This is a genomic window from Mesorhizobium sp. B2-7-2, from assembly GCF_006440775.1.
In the GTDB taxonomy this organism is placed as follows: Bacteria; Pseudomonadota; Alphaproteobacteria; order Rhizobiales; family Rhizobiaceae; genus Mesorhizobium.
This window is the reverse complement of record NZ_VFTZ01000013.1, coordinates 1-12,631: the sequence shown is the minus strand read 5'-3', so window position 1 is coordinate 12,631 and position 12,631 is coordinate 1. Positions and strand designations below refer to the sequence as shown.

At 64.7% G+C, this 12,631-nt stretch carries 15 protein-coding genes; 11 read left to right on the top strand and 4 right to left on the bottom strand.

Going from position 1 to position 12,631, the window contains the following annotated elements; translation table 11 throughout:
* Positions 1-94 precede the first annotated feature (94 nt).
* Together FJ425_RS18295 and hrcA are read right to left on the bottom strand one after the other, a co-directional pair.
* Complete coding sequence (locus FJ425_RS18295) at positions 95-292, bottom strand: hypothetical protein (protein ID WP_140633392.1); 198 nt, start codon at positions 290-292, stop codon at positions 95-97.
* Between the two features lie 71 nt (positions 293-363).
* Positions 364-1,446, bottom strand: a complete 1,083-nt coding sequence (hrcA, locus tag FJ425_RS18290; RefSeq protein WP_140725152.1) for a heat-inducible transcriptional repressor HrcA — start codon at positions 1,444-1,446, stop codon at positions 364-366.
* Between the two features lie 220 nt (positions 1,447-1,666).
* On the opposite strand from hrcA, the gene rph reads away from it, so the two are divergent.
* The 5 genes from rph to FJ425_RS18260 all read left to right on the top strand — a co-directional run bounded on the left by rph (position 1,667) and on the right by FJ425_RS18260 (position 5,239).
* Positions 1,667-2,383: a ribonuclease PH gene (rph, locus tag FJ425_RS18285; protein ID WP_027169620.1), complete on the top strand. Its 717-nt coding sequence runs from the start codon at positions 1,667-1,669 to the stop codon at positions 2,381-2,383.
* Positions 2,384-2,566: 183 nt separating this feature from the next.
* Entirely contained in the window at positions 2,567-2,977 is a 411-nt protein-coding gene (locus FJ425_RS18275) for a VOC family protein (protein ID WP_140725149.1), read from the top strand.
* A complete protein-coding gene (rdgB, locus tag FJ425_RS18270; protein WP_140725146.1) occupies positions 2,977-3,654 on the top strand; it encodes an RdgB/HAM1 family non-canonical purine NTP pyrophosphatase in 678 nt (225 codons plus the stop codon). Before FJ425_RS18275 ends, rdgB begins: the two co-directional genes overlap by 1 nt.
* Positions 3,651-4,823, top strand: a complete 1,173-nt coding sequence (hemW, locus tag FJ425_RS18265; RefSeq protein WP_181175961.1) for a radical SAM family heme chaperone HemW — start codon at positions 3,651-3,653, stop codon at positions 4,821-4,823. Before rdgB ends, hemW begins: the two co-directional genes overlap by 4 nt.
* Positions 4,824-4,918: 95 nt before the next feature.
* Positions 4,919-5,239 (top strand): hypothetical protein, encoded by a 321-nt coding sequence (locus FJ425_RS18260; protein WP_140725143.1) that lies wholly within the window; start codon positions 4,919-4,921, stop codon positions 5,237-5,239.
* A 229-nt stretch (positions 5,240-5,468) separates the two neighbouring features.
* Here FJ425_RS18260 and FJ425_RS18255 read toward each other — a convergent pair whose 3' ends face one another.
* Positions 5,469-5,657, bottom strand: a complete 189-nt coding sequence (locus tag FJ425_RS18255; protein WP_140725140.1) for a hypothetical protein — start codon at positions 5,655-5,657, stop codon at positions 5,469-5,471.
* 213 nt (positions 5,658-5,870) lie between these two features.
* Here FJ425_RS18255 and rsmI point away from each other — a divergent pair, with 213 nt between their 5' ends.
* A complete protein-coding gene (gene rsmI, locus FJ425_RS18250; RefSeq protein WP_181175959.1) occupies positions 5,871-6,761 on the top strand; it encodes a 16S rRNA (cytidine(1402)-2'-O)-methyltransferase in 891 nt (296 codons plus the stop codon).
* An 81-nt stretch (positions 6,762-6,842) separates the two neighbouring features.
* Positions 6,843-7,220 (top strand): YraN family protein, encoded by a 378-nt coding sequence (locus tag FJ425_RS18245; RefSeq protein ID WP_140725134.1) that lies wholly within the window; start codon positions 6,843-6,845, stop codon positions 7,218-7,220.
* Positions 7,221-7,498: 278 nt separating this feature from the next.
* Here the strand turns inward: FJ425_RS18245 and FJ425_RS18240 are convergent, their stop codons facing one another.
* The gene (locus FJ425_RS18240) at positions 7,499-8,305 is read right to left on the bottom strand and encodes an undecaprenyl-diphosphate phosphatase (RefSeq protein ID WP_140725131.1); all 807 of its coding nucleotides are present in this window, start codon (positions 8,303-8,305) and stop codon (positions 7,499-7,501) included.
* A gap of 218 nt (positions 8,306-8,523) precedes the next feature.
* Between FJ425_RS18240 and FJ425_RS18235 the strand changes: the two genes are divergently transcribed.
* The 4 genes from FJ425_RS18235 to mepA all read left to right on the top strand — a co-directional run bounded on the left by FJ425_RS18235 (position 8,524) and on the right by mepA (position 12,472).
* Positions 8,524-9,216 (top strand): glutathione S-transferase family protein, encoded by a 693-nt coding sequence (locus FJ425_RS18235; protein WP_040986376.1) that lies wholly within the window; start codon positions 8,524-8,526, stop codon positions 9,214-9,216.
* Entirely contained in the window at positions 9,197-10,348 is a 1,152-nt protein-coding gene (queG, locus tag FJ425_RS18230; RefSeq protein ID WP_140725128.1) for a tRNA epoxyqueuosine(34) reductase QueG, read from the top strand. Before FJ425_RS18235 ends, queG begins: the two co-directional genes overlap by 20 nt.
* An 11-nt stretch (positions 10,349-10,359) precedes the next feature.
* Positions 10,360-11,262: an SDR family oxidoreductase gene (locus FJ425_RS18225; protein ID WP_140725125.1), complete on the top strand. Its 903-nt coding sequence runs from the start codon at positions 10,360-10,362 to the stop codon at positions 11,260-11,262.
* Between the two features lie 139 nt (positions 11,263-11,401).
* Positions 11,402-12,472 carry a penicillin-insensitive murein endopeptidase gene (gene mepA / locus FJ425_RS18220; RefSeq protein ID WP_140725122.1) on the top strand — a complete coding sequence of 357 codons (1,071 nt, stop codon included), beginning with the start codon at positions 11,402-11,404 and terminating at the stop codon, positions 12,470-12,472.
* The last annotated feature ends 159 nt before the right edge of the window (positions 12,473-12,631 follow it).

The window sequence follows — 12,631 nt, the reverse complement described above, 5'->3', positions numbered from 1 at the left end:
GCCCCTCAAACGATCGGGCGCGCAGAGATAGGACATATTGGGCAAACGATCGAAAAGAGAAGCGTGCGCAAGCCGATTTGACGGAGCGCCGGCCTCAGGTCTCTTCGGCATCCAGATCGTCGTCGAGGCGCTTTTCCAACTCGACGAGATCAGCCGGCAGGGGCAGGCCCATGGCGCGCATCTCCCTCAATTTCTCGCGCAGCTGCTCCTGGATCTCGTGCTCGTCCTCGGGCTGGTTCACCATCTCCTCGAGCAGCAGGCTGATCTGGGCCTTGAGCGATTCCAGCGCCATGTTTTTCTCCTTTGCACCCTCAGCTGCGTCGAGGTTCAGGTCAGGCCGGCCTCACCTGAATATCGATACACCTAACGAAGCATGCGTGAAATCAGCTGTGCCGTATAGTCGACCATCGGCACGATACGGGCGTAGTTCAGCCGGGTCGGCCCGATGACGCCAAGCGCGCCGACGACGCGGGCGTCCTTGTCGCGATAGGGGGCGACGACCAGCGAGGAGCCGGACAGCGAAAACAGCTTGTTCTCCGAGCCGATGAAGATGCGCACGCCCGGCCCTTCTTCGGCAAGGTCGAGCAGCTGCAGCAGTCCGTCCTGGGTTTCCAAATCCTCGAACAGATGGCGAAGCAATTCGATGTCCGCCTGAGCGGTGACGTTTTCCAGAAGGTTGGCGCGGCCGCGCACGATAAGGCGCGCCGGCAGGCCGCTTTCGGCGCCGGCCCAGACCGCGAGGCCTTTCTCGACCAGATCCTGCGACAGCGTGTCGAGGGCCGCCCTGGTCTCGCCCTTGATGCGGGCGATTTCCGCCCGCGCCTCGGCCAGTGTTCGGCCACGGATATGGGCGTTGAGGAAATTGGACGCCTCGTGCAGCTGCGACACGGTGGTGCCGGCCGGCAGGTCGACGACGCGGTTCTCGACATCGCCGTTCTGCGACACCAGCACGGCGAGCGCCTTGGAGGGCTCGAGCTGGATGAATTCGATGTGCTTCAGCGCCACCTCGTGCTTGGAGGCGAGCACGAGGCCGGCGCCGCGCGACATGCCCGACAGCATCTGGCTGGCCTCGGTCAGCATATGCTCCAGCGTCGCGCCCGAGCCGGAGGCGCGCACCTGCGCCTCGATGGTGCGGCGCTCGTCGTCGGAAAGGTCGCCCAGCTCCATGAAGGCGTCGACGAAAAAGCGCAGCCCGGTCTGGGTCGGCAGCCGCCCGGCGGAAATATGCGGCGCGTAGATCAGCCCCAGATGCTCGAGGTCGCTCATCACGTTGCGGATGGTAGCGGGCGACAGCGAGGAGGGCAGGATGCGCGACAGGCTACGCGAGCCGACCGGTTCACCGTCGCGCAGGTAGGAATCGACAATCCGCCGGAAGATATCGCGCGAGCGCATGTCGAGTGACTGAAGTACCGGCGACTGCGACGTCGGATCGACTGGTTTGTTCATTCCGGCGAGAAACCTCCTTCAGAAAGATATAGACTTAAGCTACGGCGGCGCAACCCGGTGCCGCGTTTGCGGTCACCCGGTGCCGCGCTCGCGGTCACTTGGTGGCGCATTTGCGGTCGCGCCGCCCGTTTTCCTGTGCCGCGTCCTTTTCCTTTGCGACTTGCCCCGCATGCGTCTACAAGCCGGCCACGATTCCGGAAACGACAAGAAAGAAGGCTGAATGCGCCCCTCCAAACGCCAAGCCGACGAAATGCGCGCCATCTCCTTCGAACGTGGCGTCTCCAAGCACGCCGAAGGCTCGTGCCTGGTGAAGTTCGGCGACACGCATGTCCTGTGCACGGCGAGCCTGGAGGAAAAGGTGCCGGCCTGGATGCGCAATTCCGGCAAGGGCTGGGTGACGGCCGAATACGGCATGCTGCCGCGCTCGACCGGCGAGCGCATGCGGCGCGAAGCCTCCGCCGGCAAGCAGGGCGGCCGCACGCTGGAGATCCAACGGCTGATCGGCCGCTCGTTGCGCGCCGTGGTCGACCTGCAGGCGCTGGGCGAGCAGCAGATCACCGTCGACTGCGACGTCATCCAGGCCGATGGCGGCACCCGCACGGCCTCGATCACCGGCGGCTGGGTGGCGCTCTACGATTGCCTGCGCTGGATGGAAGCGCGCCAGATGGTGAGCGTCGCCAAGGTGCTGAAGGACCATGTCGCGGCGATTTCCTGCGGCATCCATGACGGCCAGCCGGTCATCGATCTCGATTACCTGGAGGATTCCTCGGCCGGCACCGACGCCAACTTTGTCATGACCGGCAAGGGCGGCATCGTCGAGATCCAGGGCACGGCCGAGGGCGAGCCTTTCTCCGAGGAGCAGTTCGCGGCGCTGATGGGCTTGGCGAAGAAGGGTATTTCGCGGCTGGTGAGCCTGCAGCAGATGGCGGTGGCGTAGGTTTGAAATGCCGAGCCTAGGCCCCCCTCTCTGGCCTGCCGGCCATCTCCCCCTCAAAGGGGGAGATCAGCTGTCACCACGGCTTTCGCCAATCGCCAGCGTTGCGAGATGTGCGGCGGCATCGAAGCTGCCAATCTCCCCCCTTGAGGGGGAGATGCCCGGCAGGGCAGAGAGGGGGGCCTCGTGATACCCTCCGCAATCCTCGAATCCGCCCTCTACGTCACAGACTTGCACGCCGCCGAAGCCTTCTACCGCGACGTCATCGGCCTCGAAGCGCTGGGCAAGGTCGAGGGCCGGCATGTCTTCTTCCGCTGCGGCGATGGCGTATTGCTTCTCTTCAATGCCGACGCGACCAAAATCCCGCCGGCGCCGGACGCTCGGCTGAAGGTGCCGCCGCATGGCACGGCCGGCGAAGGGCACCTCTGCTTTGCGGCAACCGCCGATGAAATCGCCGCATGGCGCAAGCATCTCGCCGCCAACAACATCGCCATCGAAAGCGATTTCGAATGGCCGCAGGGCGGGCATTCGATCTATATCCGCGACCCGTCCGGCAATTCGATCGAGTTCGCCGAGCCAAGGATCTGGGGTTTCTGATGCACTCGCTCAACGGAAAAAAGATCGTCGTCGCCAGCCACAATGAAGGCAAGCTGCGCGAATTCGCCGACCTGATGGCGCCGTTCGGCTTCGAGGCGAAATCGGCCAAGGAATACGGCCTGCCCGAGCCGGATGAGACCGGCACCACCTTCGAGGAGAACGCCTATATCAAGGCATATGCGGCCGCCAAGGCGACCGGCCTGCCGGCACTTTCTGATGATTCCGGGCTCTGCGTCGACGCGCTCGACGGCGCGCCCGGTGTCTATACTGCCAACTGGGCCGAGACGCCGGACGGCAGCAGGGATTTCGGCATGGCCATGCAGCGCACCGAGGTGGCGCTGCAGGAGGTCGGCGCTACGGAGCCCGCGCAGCGCGCCGGCCGCTTCGTCGCCGTCATCTGCCTCGCCTTTCCCGACGGCGAAGCCGAATATTACCGGGGCGAGGCCGAAGGCGCGCTGGTGTGGCCGCCGCGCGGCACGCTCGGTTTCGGCTACGATCCGGTGTTCCTGCCCAACGGTTTCGACAGGACTTTTGGCGAGATGAGCGCGCAAGAAAAGCATGGCTGGAAGCCCGGCCAGGCGACGGCGCTTTCGCACCGCGCCCGCGCCTTTCAGAAATTCGCCGAAGCGCGATTGAATTTGGCCAGATTGGATTTGGCGCGATCAGGACCCGCATGAGCGCAGTGACCCTACCGCTCGACCGCAGCCCCGGCTTCGGCGTCTATATCCACTGGCCGTTCTGCGCGGCCAAGTGCCCTTATTGCGACTTCAACAGCCATGTCCGCCACCAGCCGGTCGACCAGGAGCGTTTTGCCCGCGCCTTCGAGACGGAGCTCAAGACCATGCGCGACCGCACCGGGCCGCGCGAGGTGACCAGCATCTTCCTCGGCGGCGGCACGCCGTCATTGATGAAGCCGGAAACCGTCGGCGCCGTGCTGGAGGCAGTGGCGAGGAACTGGTCGGTGCCCGCAGGCATCGAGGTGACGCTGGAGGCCAATCCGTCCTCGGTCGAGGCCGAGCGCTTCCGCGGCTACCGCGCAGCCGGCGTCAACCGCGTCTCGCTCGGCGTGCAGGCGCTGAACGACAAGGACCTGCGCTTCCTCGGCCGGCTGCACAATGTCGAGGAGGCGCTGCACGCCATTGGCCTCGCGCGCGAAATTTTTCCGCGGCTGTCCTTCGACCTGATCTACGCGCGGCCCGGCCAGACGCCGGATGCATGGGGGGCGGAGCTGGAGCAGGCGATCGGCTATGCCGTCGACCATCTTTCGCTCTATCAGCTGACCATCGAGGAGGGCACGCCCTTCCACGCGCTTTACGCTGCGCGCAAATTCACGCTGCCCGACAACGACCATGCCGCCGATCTCTACGCGCTGACGCAGGAGGTGACGAAGGCGCATGGCCTGCCCGCCTATGAGATTTCCAACCACGCGCGGCCGGGCGCGGAAAGCCGGCACAATCTGACCTATTGGCGCTACGGTGAATATGTCGGCGTCGGCCCCGGCGCGCATGGCCGCTTCGTCGAGAACGGCCGCCGTACCGTGACGATTGCAGAAAGAATGCCGGAGACCTGGGCCAATCTGGTCGGGGCCAAAGGCCACGGCGTCACCGGCGGCGAGATCCTGACGCGTTCCGAAGAGGCGGACGAGTTCCTGCTGATGGGCCTGAGGCTTGCCGAAGGCATCGACCTGCAGCGCTACGAGGCGCTCTCGGGTCGCGGCCTGTCGAGCGCGCGGCTTTCGGTGCTGCAGGAAGAAGGCCTGGTGGCGCCGGTCGGCAATGCAAGGCTCCGTGCCACGACCGCCGGCATGATCGTGCTGGATGCCGTGGTGGCGGATTTAGCCAGGTAGTCGACCGTCGACTGTTTTTTCGATCTGCGCGTGTATGTTAGACATTCTGCTAGCTTCAGCCGAATGCCGTCGCGGTGCATCCAATAGGACCTGCAATGAAGTTCCTGATCCATGAGACGCTGCGAACTTTAAACACGGATGACGTTTTTGAGTTTGGATTGACCGAGATTTCCAAATCCCATGAACATCCAGACATCTATGAAGCAGTGATCGTGTTCAGCAGAAACCAGAAATCGAAGGAACACAAAACATCGGGCTTGAGCGAGTTTGACGTCGTGCGCAGCTTCATGACTTATGTTGGGATAAATTTAAGAGCAATCGCAAAAGACGATTCGATAGAATTCGACTTGAACGGACTTACCTTGGATCAGTACCTACCGCTTACGAAATCGATACGCGAGATCATGGACGCGTAACGCCGGTTTTCCCTCTCTGAGATGTGGCGCTTCCCGCACGTTCGTCATTCTCGGGCTTGACCCGAGAATCCATTCCGTGACCAGGGCGAAGGGCGCTGCGGAACAGAATTCTGCACCGCCGGCAGAACGTCGATGTAACGGCATGGACTCCAGGGTCTGCGCGCGTCGCTTCGCTCCTTGCTCCGCCCTGGAATGACGAGGCGCGAGGTCGCGAAGGTCGCAAACTGCTTTAAGCGTCGTGCTTCTGGCGGTGCTTGCCGCGGTGCTTCTCGCCATGCGCCTCGCCGTGACGGACAGGCTTCTGGTCGGCCTTGTCGCGGCGCGCGCCGGACTCGGCGGCGATGGGATGTGGAGGAATGTCCTCGCGGGCGGTCTTGCTTTCAAGTCGGCTGATAAAAATATCGAAGCGATTGGGCATCGTTCGGTCCTGCCTCCTCCCGGGAATCAGGGGTTAAATTCGCCGATCTGGGTTTCGTTCCGCACTGTGGCAAAGGCAAGGCGATTTCGTTGCCTCGACCTCACGTTTTGCAACGGGGCGTCAGCCATGCGAAACAGACTTGGTTCTTACGCAATTCCGGACGGAAAACCGCGACGCACTTTTCCTGGAATTGCTCGGAATGAGGGGCATTCGGTGACCGGCGACAAACGCAGCTATCTGATCGGACAGAGCGAGGTCGCGGCGCGGCCGCTTCAGCCGGCGCTTTATCTGGTGGCGACGCCGATCGGCAATCTGGCCGACATCACGCTGCGCGCGCTGGAGACGCTAGCCGCCGCCGACATCGTCGCCTGCGAGGACACGCGCGTCTCGCGCGTGCTGCTCGAGCGCTACGGCATCCGCCGCCGCACCACTGCCTATCACGAGCACAATGCGGGCGAGGCCGGGCCGAAGCTGATCGAGGCGCTGGCCGCCGGACAGAGCGTCGCGCTGATTTCCGACGCCGGCACGCCTTTGGTTTCCGATCCCGGCTACCGGCTGGTCGGCGAGGCGCTGGAGCGCGGCATTCGCGTCGTGCCGATCCCTGGACCTTCGGCTCCGCTTGCGGCGCTGACCGCTTCCGGCCTTCCTTCCGATGCTTTCCTGTTCGCCGGATTTCTGCCCGTGAAGACCGGGCAGCGGCTGACCAAGCTGGAGACGTTCAAGCAGGTGCCGGCGACACTGATTTTCTTCGAATCGCCGCGTCGTCTGGCCGAGACGCTCGGCGCGATGGTCGAGGCGCTGGGCGGCATGCGGAAAGCCGCGATCGGGCGCGAGCTGACCAAGGCCTTCGAGGAGATGCGCACCGGAACGCTTGCCGAGTTGGCCGGCCACTATGCGGCGGCCGACACGCCGAAGGGCGAGATCGTTATCTGTGTCGGTCCGCCCGAAGCCTCGGAGGAGCAGCCGGCCGACATCGACCGGCTGCTTTTGTCCTTAGCCGCCGAAATGCCAGCATCGAAGGCGGCGGCGGAAGCCGCGAAGATGACCGGCGCCCAGAAGCAGGCGCTTTACCGCCGGCTGATCGAGCTCAAGGACAGGCCATGATCCCGAAAAGTGGAGGCCGGTTTTTGCATTCGCTGACCTTCGGTTCGGACAAGATCATGGTCAAACAGAAAGGAGCCGGGGATGGCTGAGCGTTCGATCGGCCATCGCCGAAAGGCCTATCGGCGCGGTCATCGCGGCGAGTGGCTGGCGGCGCTGGCGCTGATGCTGAAAGGCTATCGCATCCTTGCCCGCCGCCACCGCACTAGGCTCGGCGAGATCGACCTCATCGCCCGGCGCGGCGACCTCGTGCTGTTCGTCGAGGTCAAGGCGCGGCGGACATTGATCGAGGCGATGGAGGCGATCGGCCGTGAATCGGAGCGCCGCATCGAGGGCGCCGCGGATTTGTGGCTGTCGCGCCAACCGGATTACGGCCGGCTGTCGATGCGCTTCGACATGGTGGCGGTGCTGCCCTGGCGCTGGCCGGTGCATGTCGAGAACGCGTTTTATGGGCGGAATTGAGCGCCTGCTCAATGACGATAGGCTGGCGGGACAGCGCCCCCCTCTGGCCTGCCGGCTTTCGTCGTTCGAAAAGCCAAGCAATTGGCTTTCCGTCCACTTCGTGGACCACTCCTCAACCCCCACGAGGGGGGAGATCAGATGTCGCCGTCGCTTTCGCCAATCGCCCGCGTTGTAGAGTCGGCGGGGCGCCGAAGCTGCCAATCTCCCCCCTCGTGGGGGAGATGTCCGGCAGGACAGAGGGGGGCGCGAAGGATCGCGGCGTTAAGCGGCCCAGCCGCTCACCCCCAAACCATCAACGCCAGCAGTCCGAGCCCTCCGACCAGAAGCCGCCACCAGCCGAACAGCGAATAACCGTTGCTCGAGACGTAATCGAGCAGGAAGCGCACCACGATGAGCGCGGTGACGAAGGCGGCGATGAAGCCGACGGCGATGATCGGCAAATCGGCCGAGGTCAGCACGTTGCGGTTCTTGAAAAGATCGAAGGCGAAGGCGCCGACCATGGTCGGCATGGCGAGGAAAAAGGAGAATTCGGCCGCCGCGCGCTTGTCGACGCCCATCAGCAGCGCGCCGACGATGGTCGAGCCGGAGCGCGAGGTGCCGGGGATCAGCGACAGGCACTGGAACAGGCCGATCTTGAGATAAACGCTCAACGGGAAGTCCTCGACATCGTGGTGGACCGGCTTGAGGTTGATGCGGTCGACGATGAGCAGCACCACGCCGCCGATGATCAGCATGATGCAGATCAGCCGGGGCGATTCGAACAATATGGTCTTGATGAAATCATGCGCGAGCGCGCCGATGACGGCGGCCGGCAGGAAGGCGATCAGGATGCCGACGACGAAATGCCTAGTCTGGGGATCGCTGGGCAGCTTGATCAGCATCTGCCAGAGCTTGCTGAAATAGACGCTGAGGATCGCCAGGATCGCGCCGAGCTGGATCAGGATCTCGAATGCCTTGCCGGTAGAATGGAAGCCGAGGAAATGCCCGGCTAGCAGGATGTGGCCGGTCGAGGACACAGGGATGAACTCGGTCAGGCCCTCCAGCAGCCCAAGCAGCAGCGCTTCGACGATGGTCTGGCTTTCCATGGCAACCTCTTGGTTCGAATGGCGGCTAGAGCATGATGCCGAAAAGAGTGAAGCGGTTTTCGGACGACATCATGCTCCGAGGCGGAGGAAGGGGCTTGCTTGTCATGGGGCGGAAGTGCCCCTATAGGTCGCAACACCAAGACAGCCCCGGGAATCGGGCGGCCAAGACTTACCGGCGCCTTTAGCGATTCGCCAGTGCGCCCTATCATCGCGGAACCATGCTGACGCTTTTCCACCATCCCATGTTCGCCACCTGCCGCTTCGTGCGCCTCGCCTTCGGCGAGTATGGCGAGGAGCTGGCGCTGATCGAGGAAAAGCCGTGGACCAGGCGCAAGGAATTCCTGGCGCTGAACCCGGCCGGCACGCTGCCGATCCTGCTTGCCGAAGGCGATGTGCCGATCGTCGGCGCCATGGTGATCGCCGAATACCTCGACGAGACGCGCGGCGTCTTGAAGCGCGACAAGCGGCTGTTCGCCGAGGATCCGATGCAGCGCGCCGAAATCCGCCGGCTGACCGACTGGTATCTGGCGAAGGCCGAAAGCGAAGTGACGCGGCATCTGGTACGGGAGCGCGTGCTGAAGCCGGTCATGCCGGAAACCGCCGGCGGCGGCTCGCCGGACTCGGCCGCCATCCGCGCCGCGCGCGCCAACATCCGCCAGCACATGAAATACACCAACTGGCTGGCCGGCACGCGCCATTGGCTGGCCGGCAACAAGGTGACCTATGCCGATCTCGCGGCGGCCGCGACGCTGTCGGTGCTCGATTATCTCGGCGAGATCGACTGGCGTGAGCATGGCGCCGCGCGCGAATGGTACACGCGGGTGAAATCACGGCCGTCGTTCCGGCCGCTGCTCTCCGACCGGGTGCGCGGCCTGTCGCCGGTATCGCATTATGCGGACCTCGACTTCTGAAACCTTACGCGCGCTGATCGAGGCGGAGGCGCGCCGCGCCGGCTTCGAGGCAGTCGCAGTGACCCGGCCCGACGCGATCCCGCTGGCGCCCGCCCGCTTGGCCGAATTCGTCTCCGACGGCTTTCACGGCTCGATGGAGTGGATCGCCGAGACGGTTCAGCGGCGCGCCGAACCCTCCACGCTGTGGCCGGAGGTGCGCTCGATCATCGTTCTCGCCATGAATTACGGCCCGGACCATGATCCGCGCGCCATCCTCGAAAAGCGCGACCGCGGCGCGATCTCGGTCTATGCGCAAAACCGCGACTATCACGACGTGATGAAAGGCCGGCTGAAGGAGATCGCCGGCAAGATCGTGGCAAAGGCCGGCGGCGACGTGAAGGTGTTTGTCGATACAGCACCCGTGATGGAAAAGCCTCTTGCCGAAGCAGCGGGGCTCGGCTGGCAAGGCAAGCACACCAACCTGGTCAGCCGCGCGCATGGTTCATGGCTGTTCCTCGGCACGATCTTCACCACAGCCGAGCTTGAGCCGGACCAGGCAGAGATCGACCATTGCGGCTCGTGCCGCGCTTGTCTCGACGTCTGCCCGACCAACGCGTTTCCCGCACCCTACCGGCTCGATGCGCGGCGCTGCATTTCCTATCTGACCATCGAGAACAAGGGGCCGATCCCGCGCGAGTTCCGCGAGGCGATCGGCAACCGCATCTATGGCTGCGACGATTGCCTGGCCGCCTGCCCGTGGAACAAGTTCGCCAGCGCGGCGTCCGAGGCGAAGCTTGCCGCGCGCGCCGATCTGCGCGAGCCGTCGCTTTCGGAGCTGCTCGCGCTCGACGACGCGGCGTTCCGCGCTTTCTTCTCTGGCTCGCCGATCAAGCGCATCGGCCGCGACCGCTTTGTCCGCAATGTGCTGACCGCCGCCGGCAATTCGGACGACGCTTCGCTAACGCCCATTGTGCGCCGCCTGCTCGACGATGCCTCGCCGCTGGTGCGGGGTGCGGCAATCTGGGCCCTGTCGCGACTGCTCTCCGACCGCGAATTTGGCGAGCTTGCCGCCACAGCTTTGAAGACCGAGACGGATGCGGCGGTCCGCGAAGAATGGCTGGCGGTGCCGGCAAATCCGGCGAAGGCCGATTGAAGGATTCATCGATGGGCGAAAGACGCTTCTTCATCTTCGGCGCCGGCTATTCCGGCAAGGCTTTCGCGCGGGCCAACGCGCAACATGCGCCGATCTCCGGCACGACCCGGGCGCCGGAAAAGTTTGAGGCGCTGCGGTCGGCCGGCATCGAGCCGCTGCAATTCGACGGCGTGCTGTCGCCCGAGCTCAGCGAAGCGCTTGCAAGGACCACACATCTCATCGTCTCGATCGCCCCCGACGAGGCCGGCGACCCGGTGCTCAACGCCGCCGGCGAAACGATCCGGGCAAAGATGCCGGCGCTGGAGTGGATAGGCTATCTCTCGACCGTCGGCGTCTATGGCGACCATGGCGGCGCCTGGGTGAACGAGACCAGCGCGTGCCGCCCGGTGTCGAAGCGCTCGACGATGCGGGTGGCGGCCGAACAGGAATGGCTGAAGCTTGGCCGGGAGATCGGAAAACCGGTAGCGATCCTGCGGCTTTCCGGGATCTACGGGCCGGGCCGCAACGCGCTGGCCAATCTCGAAGACGGCACCGCAAGGCGGCTGGTCAAGCCGGGACAGGTGTTCAACCGCATCCATTGCGACGACATCGCCGGGGCGCTCTGGCTTCTGGCCGACAAGAATCTCGGCTGCATTTTCAACGTCACCGATGACGAGCCGGCGCCGCCGCAGGACGTCGTGGCTTACGCCGCTGGGCTGATGGGGGTCGAGCCGCCGCCCGAAATTCCCTTCGGGACCGCCCAACTTTCGCCCATGGCGCGGTCTTTCTATGGCGAGAACAAGCGCGTCGCGAATCAGGCGATCCAGGCGGCCGGCTACCGCTTCCGGTTTCCCAACTACCGGGTGGCGCTGGAGCGGATGTGGGCCGAGGGCAACTGGCGGGACGGAGAGCCGCGCAGCCCGATGCGAGGATGATGCTGAACCGCGGAGCGGTTTTCGACCACATCACCTTCCAACCATTGATCGATGCGGGACGCGCGGCGTGGTATGATTCGTTCCTGATCGGGTCGCTTGACGCGCGGCAAACGGATAGACTGGAGAGGGACCCAGCCTGATGAATTTGCGATCGCTTCCTGACCGCAAGCCGTTCCTGACCGCCGCCCTGGCGCTGGTGGCCCTGGCCGCGCTGGCGGCTGTCGCTATTTCGGCCGAACCTCGCGCCAAGGAGTTGTTCGGCGCCCGAAAACTGCCGGCCGTGGCGCCCGCGCAATCCTTTGGCTTCTACTCGAAAGGCTGCTTCACCGGCGGCGTCGCGCTGCCGATGGACGGCCCGACCTGGGAAGTGATGCGCCCGTCGCGCAACCGGCGCTGGGGCCACCCGGCGATGATCGCACTGATCGAGAAGCTAGCGCGCGATGCCCAGGCGGATGGCTGGCCGGGGCTTCTGGTCGGCGACGTCTCGCAGCCGCGCGGCGGACCGATGATGACCGGCCACGCCTCGCACCAGATCGGGCTCGACGCCGATATCTGGCTGACGCCGATGCCGAAGCGGCCGCTGACCATGGCGCAGCGCGAGACCATGAGCGCGACGCTGATGGTCGACGAAAAAACGCATCTGGTGAAGGACGCGCTGTGGACGCCGGCGCATACGCTGCTTTTGAAGCGCGCGGCGAGCTATCCTGAGGTCGAGCGCATCCTGGTCAATCCGGGCATCAAGAAGAAGCTCTGCGACACCGTCACCGGCGACCGCTCCTGGCTGCGCAAGATCCGGCCGTTCTGGGGCCATGACTATCATTTCCATATGCGCATTGGCTGCCAGCCGGGCTCGCCCTTCTGCAAGGGGCAAGAGACGACGCCGGGCGACGATGGCTGCGGCAAGCCGCTGGCCTGGTGGTTCACCGAGGAGCCGTGGCGGCCGAACAAGAATCCGGATGCGCCCAAGGCGCGCGACCTGATGACGATGGCCAACCTGCCCAAGCAATGCCAGGACGTGGTCAATGCGCCGGACGCGCCCTCGCTGGAAGCGGTGACCTATCATGGCGGCGCCGCCGTGGCCGAACCGCAGCCGACCGAACCGGCGGAAGCGATCTCCAGCGGCAACGCCGCGATCCCGGCGGCGGCAAGCGCTTTCGCGCCGACGCCAAAGATCGGCATCCCGTTGCCAAGGCCAAGGCCGGGGAACTAGTGGCACTGCACAGGGGATTTTGACCGGTCGGCTCTGTTTGCGTTGGCAGGTGGCATGCGTTGGAGATTGGCCGAAACACCCCTCGCGATCGTCATTCCAGGGCGGAGCAGGAGCGAAGCTCCGTCGCGAAGACCCTGGAATCCATGCCGTTACCTTCGC

Excerpts from the sequence above, each read along its gene's own strand:
- FJ425_RS18295 (WP_140633392.1), bottom strand. The coding sequence starts at position 292 with ATGGCGCTGGAATCGCTCAAGGCCCAGATCAGCCTGCTGCTCGAGGAG.
- hrcA (WP_140725152.1), bottom strand. The coding sequence starts at position 1,446 with ATGAACAAACCAGTCGATCCGACGTCGCAGTCGCCGGTACTTCAGTCA.
- rph (WP_027169620.1), top strand. The coding sequence starts at position 1,667 with ATGCGCCCCTCCAAACGCCAAGCCGACGAAATGCGCGCCATCTCCTTC.
- rdgB (WP_140725146.1), top strand. The coding sequence starts at position 2,977 with ATGCACTCGCTCAACGGAAAAAAGATCGTCGTCGCCAGCCACAATGAA.
- hemW (WP_181175961.1), top strand. The coding sequence starts at position 3,651 with ATGAGCGCAGTGACCCTACCGCTCGACCGCAGCCCCGGCTTCGGCGTC.
- FJ425_RS18260 (WP_140725143.1), top strand. The coding sequence starts at position 4,919 with ATGAAGTTCCTGATCCATGAGACGCTGCGAACTTTAAACACGGATGAC.
- FJ425_RS18255 (WP_140725140.1), bottom strand. The coding sequence starts at position 5,657 with ATGCCCAATCGCTTCGATATTTTTATCAGCCGACTTGAAAGCAAGACC.
- FJ425_RS18245 (WP_140725134.1), top strand. The coding sequence starts at position 6,843 with ATGGCTGAGCGTTCGATCGGCCATCGCCGAAAGGCCTATCGGCGCGGT.
- FJ425_RS18240 (WP_140725131.1), bottom strand. The coding sequence starts at position 8,305 with ATGGAAAGCCAGACCATCGTCGAAGCGCTGCTGCTTGGGCTGCTGGAG.
- FJ425_RS18235 (WP_040986376.1), top strand. The coding sequence starts at position 8,524 with ATGCTGACGCTTTTCCACCATCCCATGTTCGCCACCTGCCGCTTCGTG.
- queG (WP_140725128.1), top strand. The coding sequence starts at position 9,197 with ATGCGGACCTCGACTTCTGAAACCTTACGCGCGCTGATCGAGGCGGAG.
- FJ425_RS18225 (WP_140725125.1), top strand. The coding sequence starts at position 10,360 with ATGGGCGAAAGACGCTTCTTCATCTTCGGCGCCGGCTATTCCGGCAAG.
- mepA (WP_140725122.1), top strand. The coding sequence starts at position 11,402 with ATGAATTTGCGATCGCTTCCTGACCGCAAGCCGTTCCTGACCGCCGCC.